A 23,231-nucleotide genomic window follows, 5' to 3' on the forward strand; every position below is an offset into this window, starting at 1 on the left:
AGGAGCATTCCATGAAGCATGACGTGACCATCGAGATCCCCAAGGGATCGCGCGTCAAGTACGAAGTCGACCACGAGACCGGCCGCGTCCGCCTGGACCGCGTCCTGTTCACGTCGATGCAGTACCCCACCCACTACGGTTTCTTCGAGAACACCCTGGGTGAGGATGGGGATCCGCTGGACGCGCTGGTGCTCCTGCAGGACTTCGACCTCTACCCCGGCGTGATCGTCGAGTCCCGACCGATCGGCGTGTTCAACATGACCGACGACGGCGGCGGCGACGCCAAGGTCCTGTGCGTCCCGACCGATGCCCGGTTCGACCACATCAAAGAGATCAGCGATGTCAGCGAGTTCCTGATCAAGGAAATCGAGCACTTCTTTACCCGTTACAAGGATCTGGAGCCGGGCAAGTGGGTCAAGGCCGAGGGCTGGGGCGACCGTGCCGCCGCCGAAGCCGAACTGGCAGCCTCTATCAAGCGTTACGTTCCGGCAGCCGGCCACTGACCGTTCCTGCACTCCAGCGCGGGGTCACGTACCGCCCATCCGGGGTTCCGGAACGGGCGGTACGTGACCCCGCGTTTTTGTTGGGCGTTTTTCGATTGGCGTTCAGTCAAGTGGCTGGGGCGCGGTGATGCGGACTCTCGGCGTCGACCTCGCTGCCGCCGCGAAGAAGACGGCGGCGGCCGTCATCGAATGGGATGGCGGCGCGGCGCGCCTGGCGCATCTGTCGTTGAACGTGGGCGACGAGGAGATCCTCCGCCTCTTCGACACCAGCGCCATGACGGGGATCGATTCCCCCCTCGGCTGGCCGGACGCGTTTCTTCCCTTCATCGCCGGGCACCTGAGCTTCGAACCCCATCCGGTGCTGGACCATGACGGGATCGAGGGCCGCCGGCTGCTCGCCTACCGCGACACCGACCGTTTCGTCACCGGCAACACCGGCATGATCCCGCTCAGCGTCTCCGCGGACCGGCTGGCCCACCCGGCGATGCGTTGCGCGGTGATTCAGGCGAAGATCGCAAGGGAGTACGGTCCGCAGGCCAGGGACGGCAGCGGCCGGCTTGCCGAGGTGTACCCGGCGGCGTCGCTGAAGCTCTGGGGGATCCATGCCCGCGGCTACAAGGGGCGCGGGGCGCCGGAGGCGGAAATGCTGTCCTCAGCGGTGGCGGACCTGGCCGTGAAGGCGCCGTGGCTGGACCTGGCGGAGTACCGGGCCGATCTTGCGGCGTCCGATGACATGTTCGATGCCCTCATCGCCTCCCTGTCCGCGCGGGCCGTCGCCGTCGGCGCGACGCTGCGGCCCGGGCCCGGGCACGCCGCGGCGGCCCTCACCGAAGGCTGGATCCACCTGCCCTCCGGCCAGCTTTCCGGCCTCGCTTCCCGGTAACCGCCTCTGTTACGGCCCCGGCACAGCACGCCCGCCAACAACTTGCCCCGCAAGTGCCAGCAGGTAGTGTGTCATCAGAATGTTCACGCTGACCATCAATCAAACCGACAGCCGGCGCGACGGCGACCGCGTGCCGCAGCTCCTCAAGGACCTGCGGCACATTCCGGCGCGCCTTGATTTCGACCGTTCCGTCGAGGATGAGGTCCAGGGGATCCTGGACTGTCCGCATCAGACGGTGGAAGCGGCCATGATCGCCCTGCGCAGCGGCAGCTGGTACGTGGGCATTGGCGTGGGCCCGGTCAATGAACCCCTGCCGAACCAGATCAAGGACGCCTCCGGGCACGGGCTGATCTATGCCCGGCGCGCGGTGGATCGCCTCCGGAACCACAAGGACCGCGTCCGGGTGGCCGTGGAGGGTCCGCTGGCCGATCTTGCCGCAGAGGCGGAAGCCGTGCTGCGCCTCCTGGGCCACATTGTGCACGACCGCAGCCACGCGGAATGGCGCGTACTGGACTTGCTCACCCCGGGGGTGCGGGGTCAGCAGAAGGCGGTCGCAGAGGAACTCGGGATCACCACCCAGGCCGTGAGCAAGGCCGTGGCCCGGTCCCAGTGGAATGAAGAACACGCGGCCCGGCCCGCTGCGGCGCGGCTCCTGGGCCTCATCCTCGACGTCCGCTAGCCGTCCCGGCCCCTCCCCGGAACCGCCCGACCCGGCCGCGCCTTTGAGGCCTTAGAGGAGGCTGCGAAGCACGTGCGCGGCGCCGTCGTCGTAGACCGATTTCGTCACTTCGTCAGCGGCGGCAATCACCTCAACGGGGGCCTGGCCCATGGCCACGCCGCGGCGCGCCCAGGTCAGCATCTCGATGTCATTGCGGCCGTCGCCGACGGCGACAGTGCGGTGCGTTTCGATGCTGAGCCGGTCGCGGAGCTGTTCCAGTGCGCTGGCCTTCGTGACACCGGCAGCGGCGATGTCCAGCCACGCCGTCCAGCCCACCGAATACGTGACGCCGGCGAGCCCGATGTGGCGGATCGCGGTGTTGAATTCTTCGGGCGTATTCTCCGAGCTGAAGACCACCACGCGCACGGCGGTTGCCTCCAGCATGGTCTGGAAGTCGACGCCGACCGCTTCGACGCCGAAGCTGGCGTCCTGGAAGCGTTCCGTGGACAGGAAGTTGCCGTCCCCGTCCTCGAGCGCGTACTTGGCCGAGGGCAGCCGCTTGCGCAGCGCGCGAAGGACCGGCCCGGGGTCAAACGTTGCCTTGTGGAGGATTTCGTAGCCCTCGGGCAGGCCGGAGTCGACGCGCAGGATCACACCGCCGTTGGAGCACACGGCGTAACCGTTCTCGATCCCGATGTGTTCGATGACGGGCAATGTGGCGTTGAGCGAGCGGCCGGTCGCGATCATGACGTGGTGGCCTGCGGCCACCACGGCCTGGGCGGCCTCGCGGACGGGAACCGACATGTGCCCGTCGTGGTCCACGAGGGTGCCATCGACGTCCAGGGCGATCAGCATCTTGTCGCCGGCCCGGTTCCGGGATTTTCCCACCCGGGCCGCGCTGGCCGGGGCCGCCGTGTTCTGGTCTGTCGTGTTCTGGTGTGTGGTGCGCCGGTCATCGTTGCCGGCGACTGAGGATTCAGTCATTGTTGTCATCTCACAAGTAGAGCAGAGACCCCCGACTGCCGCTAGGACACACGCCACAGCGAGGCGTGAACTTGCGGTAAACACCCACGGAATGTCCCCGTTGTGGGCTTTTACCCGGCGGCCATCGGAGGCCTGGCTGGGGTCGGGACCGGGGTTAGAGGACGGGGAAGACCGTCATGCCGCCGAGGTACTTCTGCAGGGCGGCGGGGACGTTGACGGAGCCGTCGGGGTTCTGGTGGTGCTCCAGGATGGCGACGATCCAGCGGGTGGTGGCCAGGGTGCCGTTGAGCGTGGCGACTGCCCGCGTGCCCTTGGGCGCGCCGTCCTCGTTCAGAACCCGTTCCCGGATGTTCAGCCGGCGCGCCTGGAACGTGGTGCAGTTCGACGTCGAGGTCAGCTCCCGGTATGCGCCCTGGGTGGGGACCCAGGCCTCACAGTCAAACTTCCGGGCCGCGGAATTGCCCAGATCGCCGGCGGCGGTGTCAATGACGCGGTACGGGAGCTCGCACTTGGCGAGCATCTCCTCTTCCCATGCCAGCAGGCGGGCGTGCTCGGCGGCAGCGTCCTCAACCGTGGTGTAGATGAACATCTCCACCTTGTTGAACTGGTGGACCCGGATGATGCCGCGGGTGTCCTTGCCGTGCGAGCCCGCCTCGCGCCGGTAGCACGAGCTCTGGCCCGCATAGCGGATGGGGCCGGCCGAAAGGTCCAGGATCTCGTCGGCGTGGTAGCCGGCGAGGGCCACCTCCGAGGTGCCCACAAGGTACAGGTCGTCCTCGGCGAGACGGTAGATCTCGGCGTCGTGCTTGACGTCAAAGCCGGTGCCCTGCATGGTTTCCGGGCGGACCAGGGTGGGCGTGATCATGGGGACGAACCCGGCGTCGATCGCCTGTTCCATGGCCATCTGGAGCAGCGCCATTTCCAGCCGGGCGCCGACGCCGCGCAGGAAGTAGAAGCGTGAACCGGAAACCTTCGCCCCGCGTTCCATATCGATGGCCCCGATCAGCTCACCGATCTCGAGGTGGTCCTTCGGCTCGAAGTCGGGGAATTCGCGCGGCGTGCCCACCGTCTTGACCACAATGTAGTCGTCCTCACCGCCGGCCGGGACGCCGTCCTCGATCAGGTTCGGGATGGTCCGGAGGAGTTCGTCCTGGGCGGCCTGGACGAGATCGGCCTCGGCCGATGCCGCTTTGACGGAGGCCGCCAGAGCCTTGACCTCGGCGAGGAGGGTCTGCTTTTCCTCGCCCTTGGCCTGCGCGACCTTCTTGCCGTACGCATTCTGCTCGGCCCGCAGGTTCTCGAACCGGATCAGGGCTGCCCGCCGGGCCGAGTCCCCTGCGATGATCGCGTCCACCGCGGATTCGTCGGCGCCTCGGGCGCGCTGGCTGGCACGGAACTTGTCCGGATTTTCGCTGAGGTCTTTTACGTCGATCACCAGACAAGAGTATCCAATCCGGTCACGGTTGCCCGGCAAGCCGGCCTGCATGCGCTGGCGGGATACTGTTGGATCACAATGCGCGACTGGCTGCTCTACCTCGTCATCGCTGGGGCCCTGGTCTTTGCCGTCTCCAGCTGGTGGGGGGTGCGCCGGCTGAAGGCCAAGCACACCCGCCGTGCCGTGTGGGAGGAAACCCACAGCCCGGGCCCGGGCCGCCAGAAGGTGGCCGTGGTCCTGAACCCCATCAAAGCCAAGTCTGCCGAGGCCCGGGGCCTGATTGAGGCAGCGTGCGCGGCGGCCGGCTGGCCGGCGCCCCGCGTCTTTGAAACCACCGCAGAGGATCCCGGCTTCTCGCAGGCGCGGGCTGCGGTGGCCTACGGGGCCGACGTCGTCCTGGCCGGCGGCGGCGACGGTACCGTGCGTGTGGTGGCGGAGGTCCTCGCCGGGACGCACACCGCCATGGGCGTGATCCCGCTGGGCACCGCAAACCTCTTGGCCCGCAATGTGCATCTGGAGGTCAACGACCTCGCCGGCAACGTGCAGGCCGCCCTGTTCGGGCACCAGCGGTTCATCGATACGGCGCGGCTCACCCTGGAAAATTCGCTCACCGGGGAGTCAGCGCAACACACGTTCCTGGTGATTGCGGGCATCGGCATGGACGCCGAAGTAGTCAGCGACACCCTTGACGGCCTGAAGAGGGCGGTGGGCTGGCTGGCGTACACGGAAGCCGGGGCCAGGCACCTTCTGGGGCGCCGCAAGAAGGTCTCCATCGCGCTGGATGGCCAGCCTGAGCAGGCCCGGAAGATCCGCAGCGTCCTGTTCGCGAACTGCGGCCTGATCCCCGGGGGAATCGACTTCATCCCGCAGGCCATGATCGATGACGGGATGCTGGACGTGGTGGTGATGAGCCCGCGCAGTGCGATCGGCTGGCTGGCCATGTACACAAAGATCGTCCTGAAGCACAAGAAGGACCTGCCGGTCATGACGTATTACCGGTGCGGCAAGATCACCATCCGGTGCCCGGAACCCATGCCCACCCAGGTCGACGGCGATCCTTCCGGCGAGGCCACGATGGTCACCGTCGAGGTGGACCCGGGATCCCTGCTGGTGAGGGTAAAGGACGGCGCCAAAGGCCGCTAGGCCGACGGCGGCTGGAGCGCGCCAGGCTGGAGTGCGCCAGGAGCGAGGGACTAGGCGCTGGCGGCCTTCTTGGCCTCTGCCGCCTTCTTCGCCTCGGCCGCAGCCTTGGCGGCCCGGGCTTCGGACTGCTCACGGATCATTGCCTGCTCCTCTTCGAAGCGCAGGCGGTCCGCGCGGTCGGCGTCGTCGCCGTCCCAGTCCTGATTTTCAGCTGTGGGCTTGGGATTGACAATCATTCCCTGGCCGTCATTTTCTGTGCTGGTGCCTGACATGACCCGCTCCCTCCCGTAGGGGAATTCCCCAATATGGATCAGGCAAGCATACGCACAGTTGGGAGGGCGTGGAAGTGCGCCATATGGCATTTGCCTACGCTCTGGGCGAAGCCCCCGGGGTATATTCCGGCACAGCAGATGCGCCGCCCAGTATGTCTTTCACCCACGCATGCGCGGCGCGGAATGCCTGGTCGGAGGTGTGCGGCGCGACGCTGGTCCGGTGGCCGTCGGCACGCTGGTAGGACCCGAGGAAGCGGGTGGCCGGGCTGATCCGGTGAAGACCTGCGAGCGCGTCGGCCACCCGGGCGTCGGCGACATGGCCGTCGGCGTCAATGCTGAAGAAATAGTGGCCCAGGTACTGCCCGGTGGGCCGGGATTCGATCCGGCTCAGGTTTACGCCGCGGGTGGCGAACTGGTCCAGGATCTCCATCAGCGCACCCGGCCGGTCCTCGGGCAGCGGCACCACGACAGTGGTCTTGTCGGCTCCGGTGGGGGCCGGCAGTTCGCCCGGGCGGCCCACCAGCACGAACCGGGTGACGGCTCCGGGGTTGTCGCCGATGTTTTCCGCCAGCACCTTCAGGCCCGGCTGCTCGGTGGCCACGATCGGGGCGCAGATCGCGGCGTCGTAGTGGGCGCCGTCGCCATCCAGCAAACCCATGGCGGCAGCGGCGGTGGAAGAACCGGGAATGTATTCCGCATTGGGAATATTGGCGTCCACCCAGAGCCTGCACTGGGCCCAGGCGTGGCCGTGGGTGGAGACGCGCCGGATGTCCCCGAGCGCCACGCCGGGCCTGGCCACCAGGACGAAACTGATGGGCACCAGAGCCTCCCGGCGGATCCGGAGTTCCTGGCCGGTGGCGATGGCGTCGAGGGTGGCGGTGACCCCGCCCTCGACCGAGTTTTCGATCGGCACCATGGCCGCATCGGCGGAGCCGTCCCGCACCTTGTCCAGCGCCGTGTTCACATTCGAGGACGGAATGCGGATGGCCTCCGCCGCGTCCGGGACCTGCATCAGGGCCGCTTCGGTGAAGGTGCCCTCGGGTCCGAGGAATGTGTAGGTGAGCGTCGGTGCGGGCATCAGTTCTTCCTTCTTCAGTTACAGGACAACCGGTTTGAGGCCGTTGTCGGACACCAGCGGCATGCCGGTCTCAACCCACTGGTCCATGCCGCCGGCCACATTCACCGCGGAATATCCCATTCCGACCAGCCACTGGGTGGCCCGGAAGGAGCGGCCGCCGGTGCGGCAGATGACGTAGACGTCTTCGTCCGGGTCCAGCTCCTCGATCCGGGCCGGCAACTGGTCCATGGGAATGTGCAGGGCACCCTCGGCGTGGCCCGCAGCCCACTCATAGTCCTCGCGGACGTCCACGATCTTGGCACCATCGGGGATGCCAGACACGCTTACGCTCTGGAAGTCGCTCATGTTGACCCTTTCCGCAGAATTCAAGCTCCGATCCCAGCGTATCCCCCGCCGCTGGCACCGCACCCCCGCTGGCGGCACGTTACGCTTCTGGGGACCGCAAAGGAGACCTCATGGCTGCCGAACACCCCGCGGAGCGGCCGGTCCGCGGCCCCCGCCACGGGACATGCCCTCCCCTGGCCGCGCGCGCTGGGCATGATGCCAACGTGTCCTTCCGCCGGACCCAGGAATGGGCATGTCCCCCGGGTAGCCGGCCCGCGCGGCCCCACGTACGGCCGGAGTCCCGCCTCCTTGGCTGAAATCCACGAACTCTCCGCCGTCGAGCTCCGCGATGCGCTCCGTTCCGGCGAGCTGTCCGCCAGGGCCGCCGCCGATCATTTCCTGGACCGGATCGAAGCCGAGAATCCGCACCTCGGTGCCTTCATCACGGTCACCGCGGAACAGGCGCGGAAAGACGCCACGGCAGCTGACCGGCGCTACGCCCTCCGGAGCCGGAACGGCGGCGCCTTGCCCCTGCTGCATGGAATGCCGGTCGCCTTCAAGGACCTGACGGATGTGGCAGGGGTCGTCACCACGCATGGAAGCGCGGCCCTGGAACGCAAGCCGGCCTTGGCCGACGGCGCAGTTCCCGCCGCGCTTAAGGCCGCCGGGGTCCTCTCGCTGGGCAAGACACAGGTCCCGGAGTTCGGCCTGACCGCCTACAGCGAGAACCGGATCGCCCCGCCGTCGCGCAATCCGTATGCACTCAGCCGCAGTTCGGGCGGCTCCTCGGGCGGCAGCGCTGCCGCGGTGGCCGCGGGGCTGTTGCCGTTCGCCCCAGGGTCCGACGGCGGAGGCTCCGTGCGGATCCCGGCCGCGGCATGCGGACTGGTCGGGTTGAAGCCCGGACGTGGGCTTCTGCCGGCCGGGGGAAGCTCAGGCGATCCCGCGCAGCTCGTGGTTGCCGGACCGCTCGCCCGCTCCGCCGCCGACGCTGCGCTGCTGCTGGATGCTCTGGTGCCGGGCCCGGACAATCAGGGTGCGGGCGAACAGGGTGCGGGCGTTCCGGGCATGGGCAGCCGGACGCACGCTGGCTACCTCGAACTGACCGCCAGGGAGCCCCGACCGCTGAGGATCGGCATAAGTCTCGACAGCCCGTGGCAAGCGAAGTTTCCCTTCATCCCGGACAGTGAGGCGCTCGACGCACTCGCGGACGGCATCTCGCGGCTGGAGGCGGCGGGGCACGAGACCATGGAAGCCGCGATTCGCTACGACAACCGCTACCCGGATGCTTTCACCACAGCCTGGACGGCCGGCATTGGCAGCGCGCGCATCTCGCCGCAGCGCGAGGCGCTCCTGACGCCGCTCACCAGGACTTTCCGCCGGCGGGCACAGCAGCGCAGTGCAGCCAAACTCAACGAATCCCTCGGGTTCCTCCGGCAGTTCCAGCAGGACACGATTGTCCAGTACGCCCAATGGGACCTCATAGTGACGCCGGCCCTGGCGCAGACACCCCGTCCGGTGGGCTGGTTCACGGGCGCGACCCACGGCGGAGGCTACTGGCCAACCGCGGAATGGGCGGGCGACGCCGACGGCGACTACCGCAAACAGTGCGAGTACGCTCCATGGTCATCCATGGTCAACGTTTGCGGGCTGCCGGCCATCAGCATCCCGGTGCACTGGACCGGCGGCGCCCCTGGTTCCGGCCTGCCGATGGGCATCCAGGTGATCGGGCCGATGGGCTCCGAGGGGCTCCTGCTGCAGGTGGCCGCCCAATTGGGCTTCTAGCCGTGGACCCGGCACTCACCCGTGGGCATGCCCACTCCTGACGCCGCGCAGGGGACATGTCCGGAACTCACATCGGGCACCGGACATGTCCGTCCTCCACCAGTCAGGACATGCCCATTCCGCACGCCGCGCACCGGACCCGCCCGCCCTTCACGCCGCGCAATGGACATGTCCAGCGCTCATCACGGACATATCCGCCCGTGGCCGAGGCGGGTGGACATAATGCCATCATGTCCACGCCCGGGCGCCACGAATGAGCATGTCCTCCGGTGAGGCCCAGGAACTCAGCCAACACTCACCCCCCGGGCACCAAAAATGAGCATGTCCCCCGGTGAGGCCAAGGAACTCAGCCAACACTCACCCCCCGGGCGCCAAGAATGAGCATGCCCCCAGCTGGCACCAAGGAACTCAGCCAACACACACCCCCCCGGGCGCCAAGAATGGGCATGTCCCCCGGTGAGGCCCAGGAGACCAGCCAACCCAAGCCCCCAGCCACCCCAAGCCCGCGTCCGCCGTCGGACCTCCCCAGCCCCCAAATGGACGCTGGCGGCGGCAGGCGGCTATCGTTCACTCAAACCCGACCAGGCCGCGAAAGAGGATCGATGAAGATCACCGGTGCAGTACTTGAGGAAATCGGCCGCCCCCGCCCCTTCGCGGAGTCCAGGCCGATCAGCATCTCCGAGCTGGAACTGGCGGCTCCCGGCCCCACCGAGATCCTGGTCCGGATGGAGGCCGCCGGGATTTGCCATTCGGACCTGAGCGTCGTCGACGGCAACCGGGTCCGGCCCGTTCCCATGCTGCTGGGCCACGAGGCCGCGGGCCGCATCGTGACGGTCGGTTCCGGCGTCACGGACCTGCAGCCCGGTCAGCGGGTGGTCATGTCCTTCCTGCCCCGATGCGAGAACTGCGCGAACTGCGCCGAGGACGGCCGGCTGCCCTGCACGGCAGGGTCCAAGAGCAACAACGACGGGACCCTGCTGCACGGATCCCGGCTCCTGAGCCGCGACGGCGAGCCCGTCCACCACCACCTGGGCGTCTCAGGCTTCGCCACCCACGCCGTCGTGGACCGCGCTTCCGCCGTGCCGGTGGACGACGACATCCCCGCGGACATTGCGGCAGTGCTGGGCTGCGCCGTGCTGACCGGCGGCGGCGCGGTGCTCAACGCGGCCCGGCCCCGCCCGCAGGACAGCATCATGATCGTCGGCCTCGGAGGGGTGGGCATGGCGGCGCTCATTACCGCCGTCTCGCAAGGAATCTCGCGGATTGTCGCTGTGGACACGCTGGAGCAGAAACTCGATCACGCCCGCCGCCTCGGCGCCCACGAGACATACACCCCGCAGCAGGTCCTCGACGCCGGGGTCAAAGCCAGGTTCGTGATCGAGTGCGCGGGAAATCCCCGCGCGTTCGAGACCGCGTTCGCCGCCACCTCCGCCGGCGGCACCACCGTCACGGCGGGACTGCCCTCCCCCGAGGCCCGCGCCCAGCTGGCGCCGCTGACCGTCACCGCCGAAGCCCGGACGATCGTGGGCAGCTACCTGGGCTCCGCCGTCCCGTCGCGGGACATCCCGAGATACGCCCAGTTGTGGCGGGACGGGAAACTGCCCGTCGAGGAGCTGATCTCGGACCGCATCGCCCTGGCCGATATCAACCGGGCCATGGACCAGCTGGCGGACGGCCTCGCCATCCGGCAGATCATTATGTTCGACGCCGGCGAGCCCGCCCAGGAGCCCGCCGACGAGCCCGTCTAGGACACAGCCGCCCAGCCCGGAACGCCCCGCGAAACCGGCGGAAAGAGAGGCAAAACACGGCCGCGGTTGCTTGCCTCGAGCCTGCTCGAATGTGACAATCGCGCGTCACAATGTCACCATTAAGTAAATGAGCACAACTCATTTATCCAATCCCCCCGCTATAACGCCGGGCGATCCCTCGTTACGTCCCCCCACCAAGACACCGGGCGACACCTCGTTTTTTGGCCACCCAAAGATGCTGGCCAGCCTTTTCTCCGTAGAGATGTGGGAGCGCTTCTCCTTCTACGGAATGCAGGGGATCCTCCTTTACTACATGTACTTCACGGCTGCCCAGGGTGGCCTTGAGATTCCACAAGCTTTGGCGGCCGGCCTCGTCGGCGCCTACGGCGGCGGCGTCTACCTCTCCACAATCCTCGGCGCCTGGCTCGCGGACCGGCTCTTCGGGTCCGAGCGGGTGCTGTTCGGCGCGGCCGTCCTGATCATGGCCGGCCACATCGGGCTGGCACTCGTGCCCGGCATACCCGGCCTGATCGCCGGACTGGTGCTGGTGGGCGTCGGCTCCGGCGGCCTGAAGGCCAATGCCACCGCCCTCGTCGGCAGCCTGTATGGGGAGAAGGACGAACGCCGCGACGCCGGGTTCTCCATCTTCTACATGGGCATCAACGCCGGTGCGCTGATCGGCCCGCTGGTCACCGGCTGGCTGCAGGAAAGCCAGGGCTTCCACTGGGGCTTCGGCGCCGCCGCCGTCGGCATGGCCATTGGCCTTGTCATCTACTCGCTGGGCCGCAAGAAGCTGCCCGAAGAAGCACACCGGGTACCGAACCCGCTCCCGGCCGCCCAGCGCACCCGCTACGGCCTCGTCTTCGCCGGCATCGCCGTGATCATCGCCGTGCTGCTCGTGACCGGCACGGTGAACGCCGAAAACCTGGCCATGTCCATGGCCTACGCCGCAATCGGCGCGTCGGTGCTGTACTTCGCGCTGATCTTCAGCAGCAAGAAGGTCACCCCCACCGAGCGCGGACGGGTCGCAGCGTTTATCCCGCTGTACATCGCCTCTGCCGCGTTCTGGGCCCTGTTCCAGCAGCAGTTCACCTTCATCGCCGTGTACTCGGAGGAGAAGCTGGACCGGAACCTGTTCGGCTGGGAAATGCCTGCCGCCTGGGTCCAGTCCATCAACCCGGTGTTCATCATCATCTTCGCCGGCATCATGGCCGCCCTCTGGACCCGGCTCGGCCGCAAGCAGCCCGGTTCGGCCCTGAAGTTCTCGATCGGCCTGTTCGTGATGGGCCTTGCTTTCCTGGCGTTCATCCCGCTGGCCGGCGGTGGCAAGACCCCTCTGCTGGCTCTGGTTGGAATCCTGCTTCTGTTCACGCTTGCAGAGCTGTTCCTTTCCCCCATCGGCCTGTCTGTGACCACCAAGCTGGCGCCCAAGGCCTTCCACACCCAGATGGTGGCACTGTTCTTCCTCTCCGTGTCCCTGGGCACCACCCTGGCCGGCATCCTGTCCGGCCTGTACAACCCGCAGGACGAGCTGCCCTACTTCATCGGCATCGGCGGAACCGCAATGCTGCTGGCTGTGGGCCTGGCGGTCGCCTCACCGGCGATCAAGAAGCTCATGGGCGGCGTACGCTGACCCGATGAGCACCGCACATCGCGTTCCGGTTGCTTCGCGCGTCTACACCCCCTCCCCCGGCGAGGCGTCCGACGTCGAACTCATGCCGGCAGGCGATGTCACCGACGGCGTGGTGCGGGTTGGCGGAACTATCCGCCGCCCGCACCAGCCGCAATCCCTCGCCGTCGCCGAGTACCTCGACTGGCTGGACGACGCCGGTTTTGAAGGCTCCCCCCGCTTCCTCGGCCGCGACCCTCAGGGCCGGGACGCCCTGAGCTTCGTGCCGGGATACTGCGCCGGGTCGCCGCCGGAATCCTGGGTGCAGTCCGAAGACCTGCTGGCCTCCGTGGCCCGCATGGTGCGGCGCCTGCACACCGCGTCCGCCGGCTTCGTGCCGCGGGCCCACGCGTTCCCGCCCCGGCCGGTCCGGCCGAACCCCGCCGACGCCGCCGGACTCATCTGCCACCTGGACGTGACACCCCAGAATGTGGTGGTCCGGGACGGCCTGGCCGCGGGACTGGTGGATTTTGACCTCGCCGGACCCGCCACGGCACTTCACGATTCGCTCAACACCGCCATGCACTGGGTGCCGCTCCGCGACCCGTCAGATAGGTGGCCGGGCTGGGAAGACCAGAATCCGTTCCGCCGGCTGCGCATCTTCGCCGATGCCTACGGCTGGAGCGAGGATGAACGACGCCGGGTGCCCGGCGCCGGGATCGACGCCGCGGCGCTCAGCTACGAGCGGATGCGGCACAACGCCGCCGCCCTGGGCGGCGGCTGGGCGCGGATGTGGCAGGACGGCGTGGGCGGCCAGATCAACCGCCGGCGCGCTTGGCTTGAAGCCAACGCGAAGCCCCTGGTGGCTGCGCTGACAACCTGACCAGGCGCGGCTCCGGCGCCACAGGGCAGACCTAGGCTCCGTACCCGCTGTTGCGCGCGGTGCCGATGACCAGTCCGAAAATGACGAGGACCAGGATGGTCACGGCGATGCCCACGTAACCCATCACCAGACCGGCGATCGCCATGCCCCGGCCGGCCGGTTCGCGCCGCAGGGCCAGGTGCCCCAGGATCACGGCGGCCAGCTGCGGGAGCAGGAAGAATCCGAATCCCACCAGTGCCGCGATGCCGCAGCACATGCTGGCGATGCTCAGACTCTTGGGCGACGGCGGCGCGCCGTAGTACGCGGGCTGGCCGTAGGCGTTGGGGCTGCCCGGCTGGGCATACGGCGACGGCTGGCCATACGGGGCGGCCGGCTGGCCGTACGGGGCGGCCGGCTGGCCGTAGATCGGGGGGTACGGGCTTGAGTGCTGGCCGCGGTCAGGTGCCGCCTGGCCGGTGTAGGGCTGTTGTCCGGTGTAGGGCTGCTGTCCGACGTGGGGCTGCTCGCCCGTGTCGGGCTGCTGGCCTGCGTGAGGCTGCTGGACCGGGTAGGGCTGCTGCGGGGATTCGGGTTGCGCGAACTGCTGCGTCGCCGACGGTCCCTGATCCTGGCCGGCGGGTGGTGCCTGCCCCGGCGGAACGTCGGGTTGCTGGTCCGGGAGGCGCAGGGTCGGCTGGTAGCCCTCCGGGGTCTCGTCTTTGCCTTGTTTTGGCTGTTCAGTCATGGCTTGTCCCCTCAAGAAGTCTCTGGATCCAGAGTACCGCCGCACGGTTGGCTTGGGACCGGGCCTATTGGCTGGTTTTCTTTCGTCACAGGAGCGGGTTTGGCGCGAAACCGTGTTGCACCCCGCCCTCGTCTGGCATGCTGGTGCCATGGCTAGCCGCGCGGGCACAGTTGCCCAACCCCAAGACCTTGTTGACCTCACTGCGCTTTTGGATGCGTACTACGACGTTTCGCCGGACCTTTCGGACCCGGGCCAGCGGGTGGCCTTCGGCACCTCCGGGCATCGGGGATCGAGCCTGAAGGCGTCCTTCAACGAACCCCACATCCTCGCCATCACGCAGGCGATCGTGGAATACCGGGCAGGCCAGGGCATCACCGGCCCCCTCTACATGGCCAAGGACACCCATGGCCTGAGCGAGCCCGCACAAAACTCCGCCCTCGAGGTGCTGGCCGCCAACGGCGTGCACGTCCTCATCGACGCCCGCCACGGCTACACGCCCACCCCTGCCCTGAGCCACGCCATCCTGACGCACAACCGCAATGCCGCCCCTGGCGCGCCGCAGGCCGACGGCATCGTGGTGACCCCCAGCCACAACCCCCCGGGCGACGGCGGATTCAAGTACAACCCTCCGCACGGCGGCCCCGCGGACACCGACGCCACCGGCTGGATCGCCAACCGCGCCAACGAGCTGCTGGAAAACGGCCTGCGCGGCGTCAAGCGGATTCCGGTGGCCGAGGCCCTGGCCGCCGGGACCACCGGCAAGTTCGACTTCCTGAGCAGCTACGTCGACGACCTCCCGTCGGTACTGGATCTCAATGCGATCCGCGAGGCGGGCGTCCGGATCGGCGCCGACCCGATGGGCGGAGCGTCGGTGGACTACTGGGGCGAGATCGGTGAGCGCCACCACCTGAACCTCACCGTGGTCAACCCGACCGTCGACCCGCAGTGGGCTTTCATGACGCTGGACTGGGACGAGAAGATCCGGATGGATTGCTCCTCGCCGTCGGCGATGGCGTCCCTGATCAACCGCATGTCCGACGGCGCCAAGTTCGACGTCGCCACAGGCAACGACGCCGACGCCGACCGCCACGGGATCGTCACACCGGACGGCGGGCTGATGAACCCAAACCACTACCTCGCCGTCGCCATCGATTATCTGTACCGGCACCGGACCGGCTGGAACCCGCAGTCCGTGATCGGCAAGACCCTGGTTTCCTCATCCATCATCGACCGCGTGGCCGAGAGCCTGGGCCGCAAACTTGTCGAAGTGCCCGTGGGCTTCAAGTGGTTCGTCCCCGGGCTGCTGTCCGGAGAGGGCGCCTTCGGCGGCGAGGAATCCGCCGGTGCCTCCTTTAACAAGATGGACGGGAGCGTCTGGACCACCGACAAGGATGGCATCCTGCTGGCTCTGCTGGCCTCGGAGATCACGGCGGTGACGGGCAAATCACCGTCGCAGCTGTACAAGGGCCTCACCGACCAGTTCGGCGACCCCGTCTACGCCCGGATCGACGCGGCCGCCACCCGGGAGCAGAAGGCAGCGCTGGGCAAGCTCTCGCCGTCGGACGTCACCGCGACCGAACTGGCCGGCGAAACGATCACGGCCAAACTGACCGAAGCGCCGGGCAATGGCGCCGCGATTGGCGGCCTCAAGGTCGTTACCGAAAACGCCTGGTTCGCGGCCCGGCCCTCCGGCACGGAAGACGTCTACAAGATCTACGCCGAGTCCTTCAAGGGTGCCGAGCACCTCAAGCAGGTCCAGGCCGAGGCGAAGGCGCTGGTGGACGGGGTTATCTCGTAGTTCAGCCGCCGGTGGCCAACTCGGCGCGGTCCCTGCCAAGCGTCTTTGCCTGGTAGAGGGCCGCGTCGGCCGAGATCACTGCGGCGTCGAGGCCGCCCGGTCCGGCGCCGGTGGACGCGATGCCGTAGCTCACGGTGGGCAGCCGGGGAATGACTGCGGAGCCGGATTGATGGAGCCGGACGCTGATGTCGGCAGCGATTTCCCGTGCCCGGTCCGGCGTGACGCCAGGCAGCAGGAGGATGAATTCCTCGCCGCCGTAACGGCCCACGAGGTCGGTGGAGCGGACGGTGCCGGAGCAGGCCCTGGCAAAGGCCTGCAGAGCGGAGTCCCCGGCCGAGTGGCCGAACTGATCGTTGATGGCCTTGAAGTGGTCCAGGTCCGCGAGGATGATCGATGCCGTGGTGCCGGTCCGGCGCAAACGGCGCAGTTCGTTTTCGGCGAGGTCCAGGAACGCAGAACGGTTGAGCAGGCCCGTGAGGCCGTCCACGGTGGCCCGTGCCCGGAGATCCTGGGTCTGCTGTTCGTAGCTCAGCTCGGCCATGGTGAAGGAAGCAACCACGAGCGTGATCGTCGAGAAGACGGTCATGGGGACGGAGCCGAACACCGATGTGAAGACGGCACCGTCCGGTCCGTTCGCCAGGAAAGCGACGAGGCGGCCCAGGTAGAACACGGCCAGGATGCCGGCGCCCACGGCGAGGGGACGGTGGACGCGCGAGTAGTCGCGCTCGAGCAGGAACAGCTCCCGGGATGCCAGGCCGATCAACACGGCCATGAATCCCAGGTACACCGGGCCTCCCGCCCAGACGTTGGTGGCCGGGTGGCCGAGGAAGGAAGCGACGGCGGTGGCGGCAGGACCGGCCGCGAGCTGCCAAGGCCGGAGGGAGGGGGCACGGAGGGATCGTCCGCCGGCCCAGATGCTGGCGGCACCGGCGACCAGCATTACGTTGCCGGCAGGGATGGCCCACCCCTGCTGCGCCGTACCCTCCAGCAGGTACGCGGCGTTGCCGACCAGGAACAGCAGGAGCGCCATGCACCACCAGCCGCTGTAGTGCGACCGGGTGCGCCGGAACGTAATGAAGTAGAAAAGCATGAGCAGTGTGAGATCGACAAGCGCCAAGGCAACCCGCAGTGTCGCGGCGTCAAGCATCATTTAGTGGTCCCCCCGGTCCGCTGTGACTTGCCCGAAATACTCACTTCGTCTTCGAATTACCGTCGAATGGCTGCCGAAGTTGACCCAAGTATGGCACCCGCTCCGCAGGAATCCAGCGCCGGCGTCGCGGATATGACGCCGGGCCCTCCCAAGACGCCGTTCTGGCGCCTACGCCTGGCCGACAGTCCACAACTTCAGGATCCGGCGCGTGGCGTGCCCGCCGTCGGGCGCCATGTCCACGAGCGCTATTCGGTCAAGCGCGAACGTGTCGCCCTGCCGGAGCCGTTTGTCGCCGTGGTGCGAGACGTGCGGCCGGTACCCCTCCTGGGTGTAGGCAGGCGTGGAGATCCGGCCGGGCAGCTGATCCACGATCCGGACCAGCTCGTTGTGGAGGACCTGCAGCTCATTGCTGGGTTCAATCAGGTTGACCGGGATTGACCCTGCGCGCCCGAACCCGGCTTCGCCGCCCACGCTGAGCCGGCAGCCCAGGGCAGCGGCCACCGGGTCCGCCATGAGGGCGGCGATGTGGTCGGCGAGTGGATCGCCCGCGGCCGGCGGCGTGCCCGGCGCGGGTTCGGCGCCGGTTTCCTGGCCGGGTTCGACGACGCCGGACTTCACGACGCCGGCCTTGACCACGTCGAACTTGACCAGGGTGAGATGCAGCGGCCAGTCATCCCGGGGAAACTCGAGCCCTTCGGCTACCGGTTCCACGAAAGCCACCACGATCAGGTTCCGCATGGGAAAAGTGTGCCACGCCGCGGCGCCTCCGGGGCCGGGCGGGCGCCGCAAACTCACAGTGCCGGCGGCGACGGCGCGGACTAAAATGGGAAGTGGCCTTGGATGTGGGCCTTGCGCTGAACCGCAGAATCGCATCCCGCGTGCCTCCGGCCTGTCCCCCATGGTGCCGGAGGCACCTCCGCGGAAGGACAGTGCCGGAGAACGGCGCCGCAGGCTGTTAGACGGTGCGGACGACGTCCTCGTAGGCGAATTTCGGCTTGGCTTCGCCCCAGGCGTCTGCCCCGGGCTGGCCGATGTTGACCACCAGGAAGCTCTTCTGGCTCCCGTCGGGGAAGAACGCAGCGTCGATCTTGGCGAAGTCGGCACCGGTCATGGGACCTGCCGCGAGGCCCAGGGTGCGGACCGCGAGGATGAAGTAGCCGGCCTGCAGGTGGGCGTTGTTGTTGCCCGTGGCCGCGGCGAGATCCGGCGCGGCGTCATACATGGCTTTGGGGGCGTTGTAGCCGGGAAGGAACGCGTCCCACTGGTCCTGCCACGCGGTGTCGTAGCTCAGGACCGCGACGAGCGGCGCTGATGCCGTCTTGGCGCGGTTTCCGGCGGCCAGCGCATCAACAAGCGTGGCGCGGGCTTCGTCGGAGCGCACGTACGTAACGCGCAGCGGCTGGGAGTTGAACGCCGTGGGGCCGAACTTCGTCAGTTCGTAAATCGCGCGGGCCTGCTCGTCGGTGACGGCGCCGGTGAAGGCGTTCGCCGTGCGGGCTTCGGCAAAGATGGCGTCGACGGCGGCTGCCTCGATTACTGCTTCATCGTGGGCGAGTGTCATGGGCATCCCTTTCGCTGGGCCGGCGCACTCTTGGGCGGCCGGCGTCTCCTGCTGTCAATAGTTGCAACTTCAACAGACGGCGCCTGCTTCCCGCTGCGCCCTGTGACCTCGGGCACACCGGACCGGCCCGCAGCACGCCGGCCCGACGGGACGGCCGGTAAATGCTGCGCGGTAAAGTTGCTCGGGAAGATTCCTTCCCGCCCGCCCCACATTCTCTGAAAGGCTCCCGGCATGAGCATGCTCGGCACCAAATGGAAGCTCCACGGCAACGGCAAGTCCGTCCGCCCCGGTGAGGTCGTCAGGCCGGATGAGCGGCTCACCTGGCCCCTGACGGTAGGGATCGGGATGCAGCATGTTGTGGCCATGTTCGGTGCTACCTTCCTGGTCCCGATCATCACGGGCATGCCGCCAGCCACCACCCTGTTCTTCTCCGGCATTGGCACGCTCCTGTTCCTGGTCATCACGCAGGGACGGGTGCCCAGCTACCTCGGTTCCAGCTTCGCGTTCATCGCGCCGATCATGGCTTCCCAGCAGCAGTTCGGCGTCCCCGGGGCACTCGGCGGCGTGGTCTTGGCGGGCGCGACCCTCGCCGTCGTCGGCGCCGTAGTGCAGAAGTTCGGCGCCGGCTGGATCAACCGAGTCATGCCGCCGATCGTGACCGGCGCGATCGTGGCGCTGATCGGCCTGAACCTGGCACCCGCGGCGAAGGCCAACTTCGACCAGGCCCCCGTCACCGCCTTCATCACCCTGGCCGTCATCATCGTGGTCAGCGTGTTGTTCCGCGGCATGCTGGGCCGGCTGAGCATCCTGGTGGGTGTCCTGGTGGGCTACCTTGTTGCGATGATCCGGGGCGAGGTGGACTTCTCCAAGGTGGACAGTGCTGGGTGGGTGGGCCTGCCGCATTTCCAGACCCCCGAATTCCACCTGGGCGTCGTGGGCCTCTTCGTGCCGGTCGTACTGGTGCTGGTGGCAGAGAACATCGGCCACGTGAAATCCGTGTCCGCCATGACGGGGCAGAACCTCGACGGCGTCTCCGGCCGCGCGCTGCTGGCCGACGGCGCCGCCACCGTACTTGCCGGTCTTGGCGGTGGGTCCGGGACGACCACCTACGCCGAGAACATCGGCGTCATGGCCGCCACCAAGGTGTATTCGACGGCGGCGTACTGGGTGGCCGGCGCCTTCGCTGTGATCCTGAGCTTCTCGCCGAAGTTTGGCGAGCTTATCGCCACCGTCCCCGCCGGCGTCCTGGGCGGCGCGGCCACGATGCTGTACGGCATGATCGGCGTGCTGGGCGTGAAAATCTGGGTCCAGAACAAGGTGAACTTCTCCAACTCGATCAACCTGACCACGGCCGCCGTCGCCCTGATTGTCGGGATTGCCGACTACACCTGGACCATCGGCGACTTGAAGTTCACCGGGATTGCGCTCGGCTCGGCCGCGGCCCTGGTGATCTACCACGGCATGAAGGCGATCGCGAAGGTGCGCGGCACGGTGGCCGAACCGGAAACCGAAGATTCCGCGCCGGCCGCAGCTTCGACGGCCGCGGTCAAGGCAGCCGTCAAGCGCTCCCCCAAGAAGCGCCGCTAAAGAACGCCGCCCGGAAGCGCGCGGCGAGCGGGCAATCCAGCAGACGAGAAAGGCCGGACTCCGCCCAAGGGCAGGAGTCCGGCCTTTTCGCTGTCACGGCCGGCAGCGCCGGGGCGCGACGGGCCTGGGACTAGCCGGCGTCGAAGGCGTTCTTGTCATCGTCGCGGTCCTTCGGCGACTTGTTCTCCGGCAGGTCCGTCCCGGAGCCGTCCGGCAGCCCCGCCGCGTCCTGTCCGGACTCAGAGGAGAAGGGCCGCCCGGCGTCGGGCTCTTCCGTGTTGGCACCGTCCATCTCCGCTTCCGACGACGGCACTGCCGTCTCGGAATTCTCCGAGGCGTCCGGGTCGAAGCCGGGGGTTGCGCTGGCGTTTTCTGAACTCATTTGTTCCTCCGCTCCTCCGAAGCGTCCTGCTCCGGGTTCTCCTGCACTGTCTTGGTCTTCTGCACCGAACTGGCTCAGGTCCGGCGCGCCGGCCGGATACGTCTCGCCGTCGGGGCTGTCCTGGTTCAGCCCGGCGGCGTCGAAGGCCTCCTCCTCGCGGGGCTGGGCAAATTTCTTCCCATCGCCGCCCATCTCCTGCTCGGCGGTCGGCGTGCCGTAGCCGCCCGCTTCCTCGGTGACGGACTTGGGATCCTGCTGGTTTTCAGTCATGTCATTCCTCCTGGTACTGGAAACTGGTGCTGGAAATGCGACTAGCTGGCAGTGGACGGGTCCGGAGCGGGTTCAGAGCGGGTTCAGAGACCCTTGCCTCCGGTGACCGGAAGCACGGCTCCGGAAATGTAGGAACCGTGGTCGGAGGCGAGAAGGACATAGGCGGCCGCGAGCTCCGCCGGCTGCCCCGCCCGCTGCAGGGGCGTGTCCTGGCCGAAGGACGGGAGCTTGTCGGGCCATTCGGTGGCCGGAATCAGCGGTGTCCAGATGGGACCCGGGGCCACGGCGTTGACCCTGATCCCCTTGGGTCCGAGCTCCTGGGCCAGGGCTTTGGTGAAAGCCACCTGGGCCGCCTTGGTCATGGCGTAGTCAATGAGTTCCGGGGACGGGTTGAAGGCCTGGATTGACGCCGTGGTGATGATCGACGCACCCGCTTCCAGATGCGGGACCGCGGCACGGGCCGTCCAGAGCAGGGAGTACAGATTGGTTTTGAAAACGCGATCAAACTCTTCGGTGGGCAGTGATTCGAAGCTCTCGCGGTTCTTCTGGTAGGCCGCATTGAGCACCAGGACGTCGAGGCGCCCGAATTCGGCCAGCGTCGCCTTCACGATGTCCGCCGCGAAGTCCTCGCTGCGGCCGTCGCCGGGGAGCAGCAGGGCCTTGCGGCCGGCCTTTCGGATCCACTCGGCGGTGTCCTGCGCGTCGTCTTCTTCCTCCGGCAGGTAGGAGATGGCGACGTCGGCCCCCTCCCGGGCGAAGGCGATCGCCACCGCCCTGCCGATTCCGGAGTCGCCGCCCGTGATCAGGGCAGCCTTGCCGCTCAGGGCACCGCTGCCGCGGTAGCTTTCCTCGCCGTGGTCCGGCTTGGGCTCCATGGGCGCGGTGAGGCCGGGCTGCTTCTGGACCTGTTCCGGGAACGGGCCGGAATGGTAGCCGGCGCGCGGATCGCGCGGCTGGTCGGGCTGCTTGGGCTGGTCCTGCCGTTCGCTTGAGTCGCTCATAATCCGCCTAACTACGTGTCGGTTTCCAGGGATGTTCATCGGTCCCGTGTGGCCGGGGCCCGCTGAATCCATCCCGGCGAAGTAATCAGTTTCTACCTAACCACAATATCGTCAGCAAGCTTAGTACCAACTTGTTTTTGGCAACTCTCAAGCCTAGGTTGAGGGTGGGGCCGCGTGCTGCGTCGGGTTCCCTTGGTTTCAGGATTTGCGGAGGAGTACCGATGACTGGCCCAGTAGCGCCGAAGAACGACGGCAGGGACGAGTCCCTTGCCGAGCGGATGGACCGCAACTGGGTCGAACTGCTGCAGGAACTGCGCGTACTCCAGACCGGCGTCCAGATTCTCGCCGGCTTTCTCCTGACGCTGCCGTTCCAGTCGCGCTTCGAGACGCTCGATGACTACCAGACCCGCCTGTATCTCGCCAACGTCGTCCTGGCCGCCCTGACCACGGCCACGATCCTGCTGCCCGTGAGCGTGCACCGCCGGCTGTTCCGGCAAGGGCTGAAGCAGGCCCTCGTGAGCAGCGCGGACATCATCGTCAGGTTTTCGTTGACCGGGGTAGGGCTGCTGAGCGTGGGCACCACCTCACTGATCTTCGATGTCACCGTAGGCCGGACGGCGGGCGTGATCGCCGGCGTCGGGCTGCTCGCCGTGCTGGTGCTGCTGCTGGTACTTGTCCCTGCCTGGATCCGTCGACGGGCCCGCAAAGAGGAGTCGCTATGACAAACGTTTCACATGAGCGCCACACCGCAGGCACGGGAACCATGGGCAAGTGGGTCAAGGAACATGGACTGCTTCTGGCCAACATCGGGCTGTTCGTCGTGTTTTTCGTCGGCATGGTCCTGAGCGGGGCAAGCACCTACAGCGACGAGCAGCTTGCCCACGGCGAACCTGCCGTGACCGTCCTGCAGTACCTTGGCACCGGGAACTTCCTGGAGGCGACTTTCGAGAACTGGGAGTCGGAATTCCTGCAGATGGGCATGTACGTCATCCTCACCGTCTTCCTGTTCCAGAAGGGGTCCTCCGAGTCCAAGCCGCTGGGCCGGACCGCCCCGCAGGACGAGGACCCCCGGCAGGCAAAGCTCAAGGAGTCCACGCCGTGGCCCGTGCGGCGCGGCGGCTGGGTCCTCAAGCTCTATGAACACTCGCTTTCGATCATGTTCCTCCTGCTGTTCCTGGCGTCGATCGCCCTGCACGCGGTTGGCGGCGCGGAGGACTACAACAGTGACCAGCAGGCGCACGGCCAGCCCACCGTGACGGTGCTGGGCTATCTGGCGACGAGCCGATTCTGGTTCGAGTCCTTCCAGAACTGGCAAAGCGAGTTCCTCGCCGTGGCGGTCCTGGTGGGCGCCTCGGTATACCTGCGCGAGAAGGGCTCCCCCGAGTCCAAACCCGTGGCCGAACCGCACTATGAGACCGGCGCCTAGACGGCAGGCCGGCCGGCACGGGCGTCA

The 23,231-nt window shown here is 67.6% G+C and carries 23 protein-coding genes; 12 read left to right on the top strand and 11 right to left on the bottom strand.

The genetic code is table 11. From position 1 onward, the window contains the following. Positions 1-11: 11 nt before the first annotated feature. The 3 genes from AC1DFR_RS11055 (at position 12) to AC1DFR_RS11065 (ending at position 2,065) form a co-directional block, all read left to right on the top strand. Positions 12-503, top strand: a complete 492-nt coding sequence (locus tag AC1DFR_RS11055) for an inorganic diphosphatase (RefSeq protein ID WP_018774943.1) — start codon at positions 12-14, stop codon at positions 501-503. A 127-nt stretch (positions 504-630) separates the two neighbouring features. Then, a complete protein-coding gene (locus tag AC1DFR_RS11060) occupies positions 631-1,386 on the top strand; it encodes a DUF429 domain-containing protein (protein ID WP_476873316.1) in 756 nt (251 codons plus the stop codon). 79 nt (positions 1,387-1,465) lie between these two features. Next, a complete protein-coding gene (locus AC1DFR_RS11065; RefSeq protein ID WP_223915353.1) occupies positions 1,466-2,065 on the top strand; it encodes a hypothetical protein in 600 nt (199 codons plus the stop codon). Between the two features lie 51 nt (positions 2,066-2,116). Here AC1DFR_RS11065 and AC1DFR_RS11070 read toward each other — a convergent pair whose 3' ends face one another. Continuing rightward, a complete protein-coding gene (locus AC1DFR_RS11070) occupies positions 2,117-3,037 on the bottom strand; it encodes an HAD family hydrolase (RefSeq protein ID WP_476873317.1) in 921 nt (306 codons plus the stop codon). Positions 3,038-3,182: 145 nt separating this feature from the next. Then, a complete protein-coding gene (gene serS / locus AC1DFR_RS11075) occupies positions 3,183-4,463 on the bottom strand; it encodes a serine--tRNA ligase (protein WP_230008894.1) in 1,281 nt (426 codons plus the stop codon). Between the two features lie 78 nt (positions 4,464-4,541). Between serS and AC1DFR_RS11080 the strand changes: the two genes are divergently transcribed. Further along, complete coding sequence (locus AC1DFR_RS11080; RefSeq protein ID WP_230008895.1) at positions 4,542-5,606, top strand: diacylglycerol/lipid kinase family protein; 1,065 nt, start codon at positions 4,542-4,544, stop codon at positions 5,604-5,606. Positions 5,607-5,656: 50 nt separating this feature from the next. Here AC1DFR_RS11080 and AC1DFR_RS11085 read toward each other — a convergent pair whose 3' ends face one another. From AC1DFR_RS11085 to AC1DFR_RS11095, 3 genes are all read right to left on the bottom strand, one after another. After that, positions 5,657-5,878 (bottom strand): hypothetical protein, encoded by a 222-nt coding sequence (locus AC1DFR_RS11085; RefSeq protein WP_018774949.1) that lies wholly within the window; start codon positions 5,876-5,878, stop codon positions 5,657-5,659. Between the two features lie 94 nt (positions 5,879-5,972). Then, positions 5,973-6,956: a prephenate dehydratase gene (gene pheA, locus AC1DFR_RS11090; RefSeq protein WP_476873318.1), complete on the bottom strand. Its 984-nt coding sequence runs from the start codon at positions 6,954-6,956 to the stop codon at positions 5,973-5,975. An 18-nt stretch (positions 6,957-6,974) separates the two neighbouring features. After that, positions 6,975-7,301: a rhodanese-like domain-containing protein gene (locus AC1DFR_RS11095; protein WP_223914713.1), complete on the bottom strand. Its 327-nt coding sequence runs from the start codon at positions 7,299-7,301 to the stop codon at positions 6,975-6,977. Between the two features lie 288 nt (positions 7,302-7,589). Here AC1DFR_RS11095 and AC1DFR_RS11100 point away from each other — a divergent pair, with 288 nt between their 5' ends. The 4 genes from AC1DFR_RS11100 (at position 7,590) to AC1DFR_RS11115 (ending at position 13,305) form a co-directional block, all read left to right on the top strand. Beyond that, positions 7,590-9,065, top strand: a complete 1,476-nt coding sequence (locus AC1DFR_RS11100; protein WP_476873319.1) for an amidase — start codon at positions 7,590-7,592, stop codon at positions 9,063-9,065. 602 nt (positions 9,066-9,667) lie between these two features. Continuing rightward, entirely contained in the window at positions 9,668-10,813 is a 1,146-nt protein-coding gene (locus tag AC1DFR_RS11105; protein ID WP_476873320.1) for an alcohol dehydrogenase catalytic domain-containing protein, read from the top strand. 127 nt (positions 10,814-10,940) lie between these two features. After that, positions 10,941-12,446 carry a peptide MFS transporter gene (locus tag AC1DFR_RS11110; RefSeq protein ID WP_218670209.1) on the top strand — a complete coding sequence of 502 codons (1,506 nt, stop codon included), beginning with the start codon at positions 10,941-10,943 and terminating at the stop codon, positions 12,444-12,446. Positions 12,447-12,450: 4 nt separating this feature from the next. After that, positions 12,451-13,305: a phosphotransferase gene (locus AC1DFR_RS11115; protein WP_476873321.1), complete on the top strand. Its 855-nt coding sequence runs from the start codon at positions 12,451-12,453 to the stop codon at positions 13,303-13,305. A gap of 31 nt (positions 13,306-13,336) precedes the next feature. On the opposite strand, the gene AC1DFR_RS11120 is transcribed toward AC1DFR_RS11115, so the two are convergent. Then, positions 13,337-14,029 (bottom strand): DUF4190 domain-containing protein, encoded by a 693-nt coding sequence (locus AC1DFR_RS11120; RefSeq protein WP_476873322.1) that lies wholly within the window; start codon positions 14,027-14,029, stop codon positions 13,337-13,339. A 148-nt stretch (positions 14,030-14,177) separates the two neighbouring features. On the opposite strand from AC1DFR_RS11120, the gene pgm reads away from it, so the two are divergent. Beyond that, positions 14,178-15,827 carry a phosphoglucomutase (alpha-D-glucose-1,6-bisphosphate-dependent) gene (gene pgm / locus AC1DFR_RS11125; protein WP_243178293.1) on the top strand — a complete coding sequence of 550 codons (1,650 nt, stop codon included), beginning with the start codon at positions 14,178-14,180 and terminating at the stop codon, positions 15,825-15,827. A gap of 1 nt (position 15,828) precedes the next feature. On the opposite strand, the gene AC1DFR_RS11130 is transcribed toward pgm, so the two are convergent. The 3 genes from AC1DFR_RS11130 to AC1DFR_RS11140 form a co-directional block, all read right to left on the bottom strand. Further along, positions 15,829-16,977 carry a GGDEF domain-containing protein gene (locus AC1DFR_RS11130; protein ID WP_476873323.1) on the bottom strand — a complete coding sequence of 383 codons (1,149 nt, stop codon included), beginning with the start codon at positions 16,975-16,977 and terminating at the stop codon, positions 15,829-15,831. A 168-nt stretch (positions 16,978-17,145) separates the two neighbouring features. Next, positions 17,146-17,715 carry a hypothetical protein gene (locus tag AC1DFR_RS11135; protein WP_476873324.1) on the bottom strand — a complete coding sequence of 190 codons (570 nt, stop codon included), beginning with the start codon at positions 17,713-17,715 and terminating at the stop codon, positions 17,146-17,148. Between the two features lie 217 nt (positions 17,716-17,932). Continuing rightward, positions 17,933-18,538, bottom strand: a complete 606-nt coding sequence (locus AC1DFR_RS11140) for a malonic semialdehyde reductase (protein WP_476873325.1) — start codon at positions 18,536-18,538, stop codon at positions 17,933-17,935. A 231-nt stretch (positions 18,539-18,769) separates the two neighbouring features. Here AC1DFR_RS11140 and AC1DFR_RS11145 point away from each other — a divergent pair, with 231 nt between their 5' ends. Beyond that, entirely contained in the window at positions 18,770-20,125 is a 1,356-nt protein-coding gene (locus tag AC1DFR_RS11145) for a uracil-xanthine permease family protein (protein WP_223914722.1), read from the top strand. 130 nt (positions 20,126-20,255) lie between these two features. Here the strand turns inward: AC1DFR_RS11145 and AC1DFR_RS11150 are convergent, their stop codons facing one another. After that, positions 20,256-20,777, bottom strand: a complete 522-nt coding sequence (locus AC1DFR_RS11150) for a hypothetical protein (RefSeq protein WP_476859526.1) — start codon at positions 20,775-20,777, stop codon at positions 20,256-20,258. 83 nt (positions 20,778-20,860) lie between these two features. Then, positions 20,861-21,778: an SDR family oxidoreductase gene (locus AC1DFR_RS11155; RefSeq protein WP_476873326.1), complete on the bottom strand. Its 918-nt coding sequence runs from the start codon at positions 21,776-21,778 to the stop codon at positions 20,861-20,863. Between the two features lie 221 nt (positions 21,779-21,999). Here AC1DFR_RS11155 and AC1DFR_RS11160 point away from each other — a divergent pair, with 221 nt between their 5' ends. Both AC1DFR_RS11160 and AC1DFR_RS11165 read left to right on the top strand, forming a co-directional pair. Continuing rightward, on the top strand, positions 22,000-22,500 hold the full coding sequence (locus AC1DFR_RS11160) for a DUF6328 family protein (RefSeq protein WP_223914724.1): 501 nt from the start codon (positions 22,000-22,002) through the stop codon (positions 22,498-22,500). Continuing rightward, the gene (locus AC1DFR_RS11165) at positions 22,497-23,204 is read left to right on the top strand and encodes a DUF6766 family protein (protein WP_476873327.1); all 708 of its coding nucleotides are present in this window, start codon (positions 22,497-22,499) and stop codon (positions 23,202-23,204) included. The genes AC1DFR_RS11160 and AC1DFR_RS11165 overlap by 4 nt, the downstream gene beginning before the upstream one ends. The last annotated feature ends 27 nt before the right edge of the window (positions 23,205-23,231 follow it).

The sequence above is a fragment of the Arthrobacter sp. 05T410 genome (genome assembly GCF_056396505.1).

Bases quoted from the DNA above. Each gene is read 5' to 3' on its own strand.
- AC1DFR_RS11055 (WP_018774943.1), top strand. From the start codon at position 12: ATGAAGCATGACGTGACCATCGAGATCCCCAAGGGATCGCGCGTCAAG.
- AC1DFR_RS11060 (WP_476873316.1), top strand. From the start codon at position 631: ATGCGGACTCTCGGCGTCGACCTCGCTGCCGCCGCGAAGAAGACGGCG.
- AC1DFR_RS11065 (WP_223915353.1), top strand. From the start codon at position 1,466: ATGTTCACGCTGACCATCAATCAAACCGACAGCCGGCGCGACGGCGAC.
- AC1DFR_RS11070 (WP_476873317.1), bottom strand. From the start codon at position 3,037: ATGACAACAATGACTGAATCCTCAGTCGCCGGCAACGATGACCGGCGC.
- AC1DFR_RS11080 (WP_230008895.1), top strand. From the start codon at position 4,542: ATGCGCGACTGGCTGCTCTACCTCGTCATCGCTGGGGCCCTGGTCTTT.
- AC1DFR_RS11085 (WP_018774949.1), bottom strand. From the start codon at position 5,878: ATGTCAGGCACCAGCACAGAAAATGACGGCCAGGGAATGATTGTCAAT.
- pheA (WP_476873318.1), bottom strand. From the start codon at position 6,956: ATGCCCGCACCGACGCTCACCTACACATTCCTCGGACCCGAGGGCACC.
- AC1DFR_RS11095 (WP_223914713.1), bottom strand. From the start codon at position 7,301: ATGAGCGACTTCCAGAGCGTAAGCGTGTCTGGCATCCCCGATGGTGCC.
- AC1DFR_RS11105 (WP_476873320.1), top strand. From the start codon at position 9,668: ATGAAGATCACCGGTGCAGTACTTGAGGAAATCGGCCGCCCCCGCCCC.
- AC1DFR_RS11110 (WP_218670209.1), top strand. From the start codon at position 10,941: ATGAGCACAACTCATTTATCCAATCCCCCCGCTATAACGCCGGGCGAT.
- AC1DFR_RS11115 (WP_476873321.1), top strand. From the start codon at position 12,451: ATGAGCACCGCACATCGCGTTCCGGTTGCTTCGCGCGTCTACACCCCC.
- AC1DFR_RS11120 (WP_476873322.1), bottom strand. From the start codon at position 14,029: ATGACTGAACAGCCAAAACAAGGCAAAGACGAGACCCCGGAGGGCTAC.
- pgm (WP_243178293.1), top strand. From the start codon at position 14,178: ATGGCTAGCCGCGCGGGCACAGTTGCCCAACCCCAAGACCTTGTTGAC.
- AC1DFR_RS11130 (WP_476873323.1), bottom strand. From the start codon at position 16,977: ATGATGCTTGACGCCGCGACACTGCGGGTTGCCTTGGCGCTTGTCGAT.
- AC1DFR_RS11135 (WP_476873324.1), bottom strand. From the start codon at position 17,715: ATGCGGAACCTGATCGTGGTGGCTTTCGTGGAACCGGTAGCCGAAGGG.
- AC1DFR_RS11140 (WP_476873325.1), bottom strand. From the start codon at position 18,538: ATGACACTCGCCCACGATGAAGCAGTAATCGAGGCAGCCGCCGTCGAC.
- AC1DFR_RS11145 (WP_223914722.1), top strand. From the start codon at position 18,770: ATGAGCATGCTCGGCACCAAATGGAAGCTCCACGGCAACGGCAAGTCC.
- AC1DFR_RS11150 (WP_476859526.1), bottom strand. From the start codon at position 20,777: ATGACTGAAAACCAGCAGGATCCCAAGTCCGTCACCGAGGAAGCGGGC.
- AC1DFR_RS11155 (WP_476873326.1), bottom strand. From the start codon at position 21,778: ATGAGCGACTCAAGCGAACGGCAGGACCAGCCCAAGCAGCCCGACCAG.
- AC1DFR_RS11160 (WP_223914724.1), top strand. From the start codon at position 22,000: ATGACTGGCCCAGTAGCGCCGAAGAACGACGGCAGGGACGAGTCCCTT.
- AC1DFR_RS11165 (WP_476873327.1), top strand. From the start codon at position 22,497: ATGACAAACGTTTCACATGAGCGCCACACCGCAGGCACGGGAACCATG.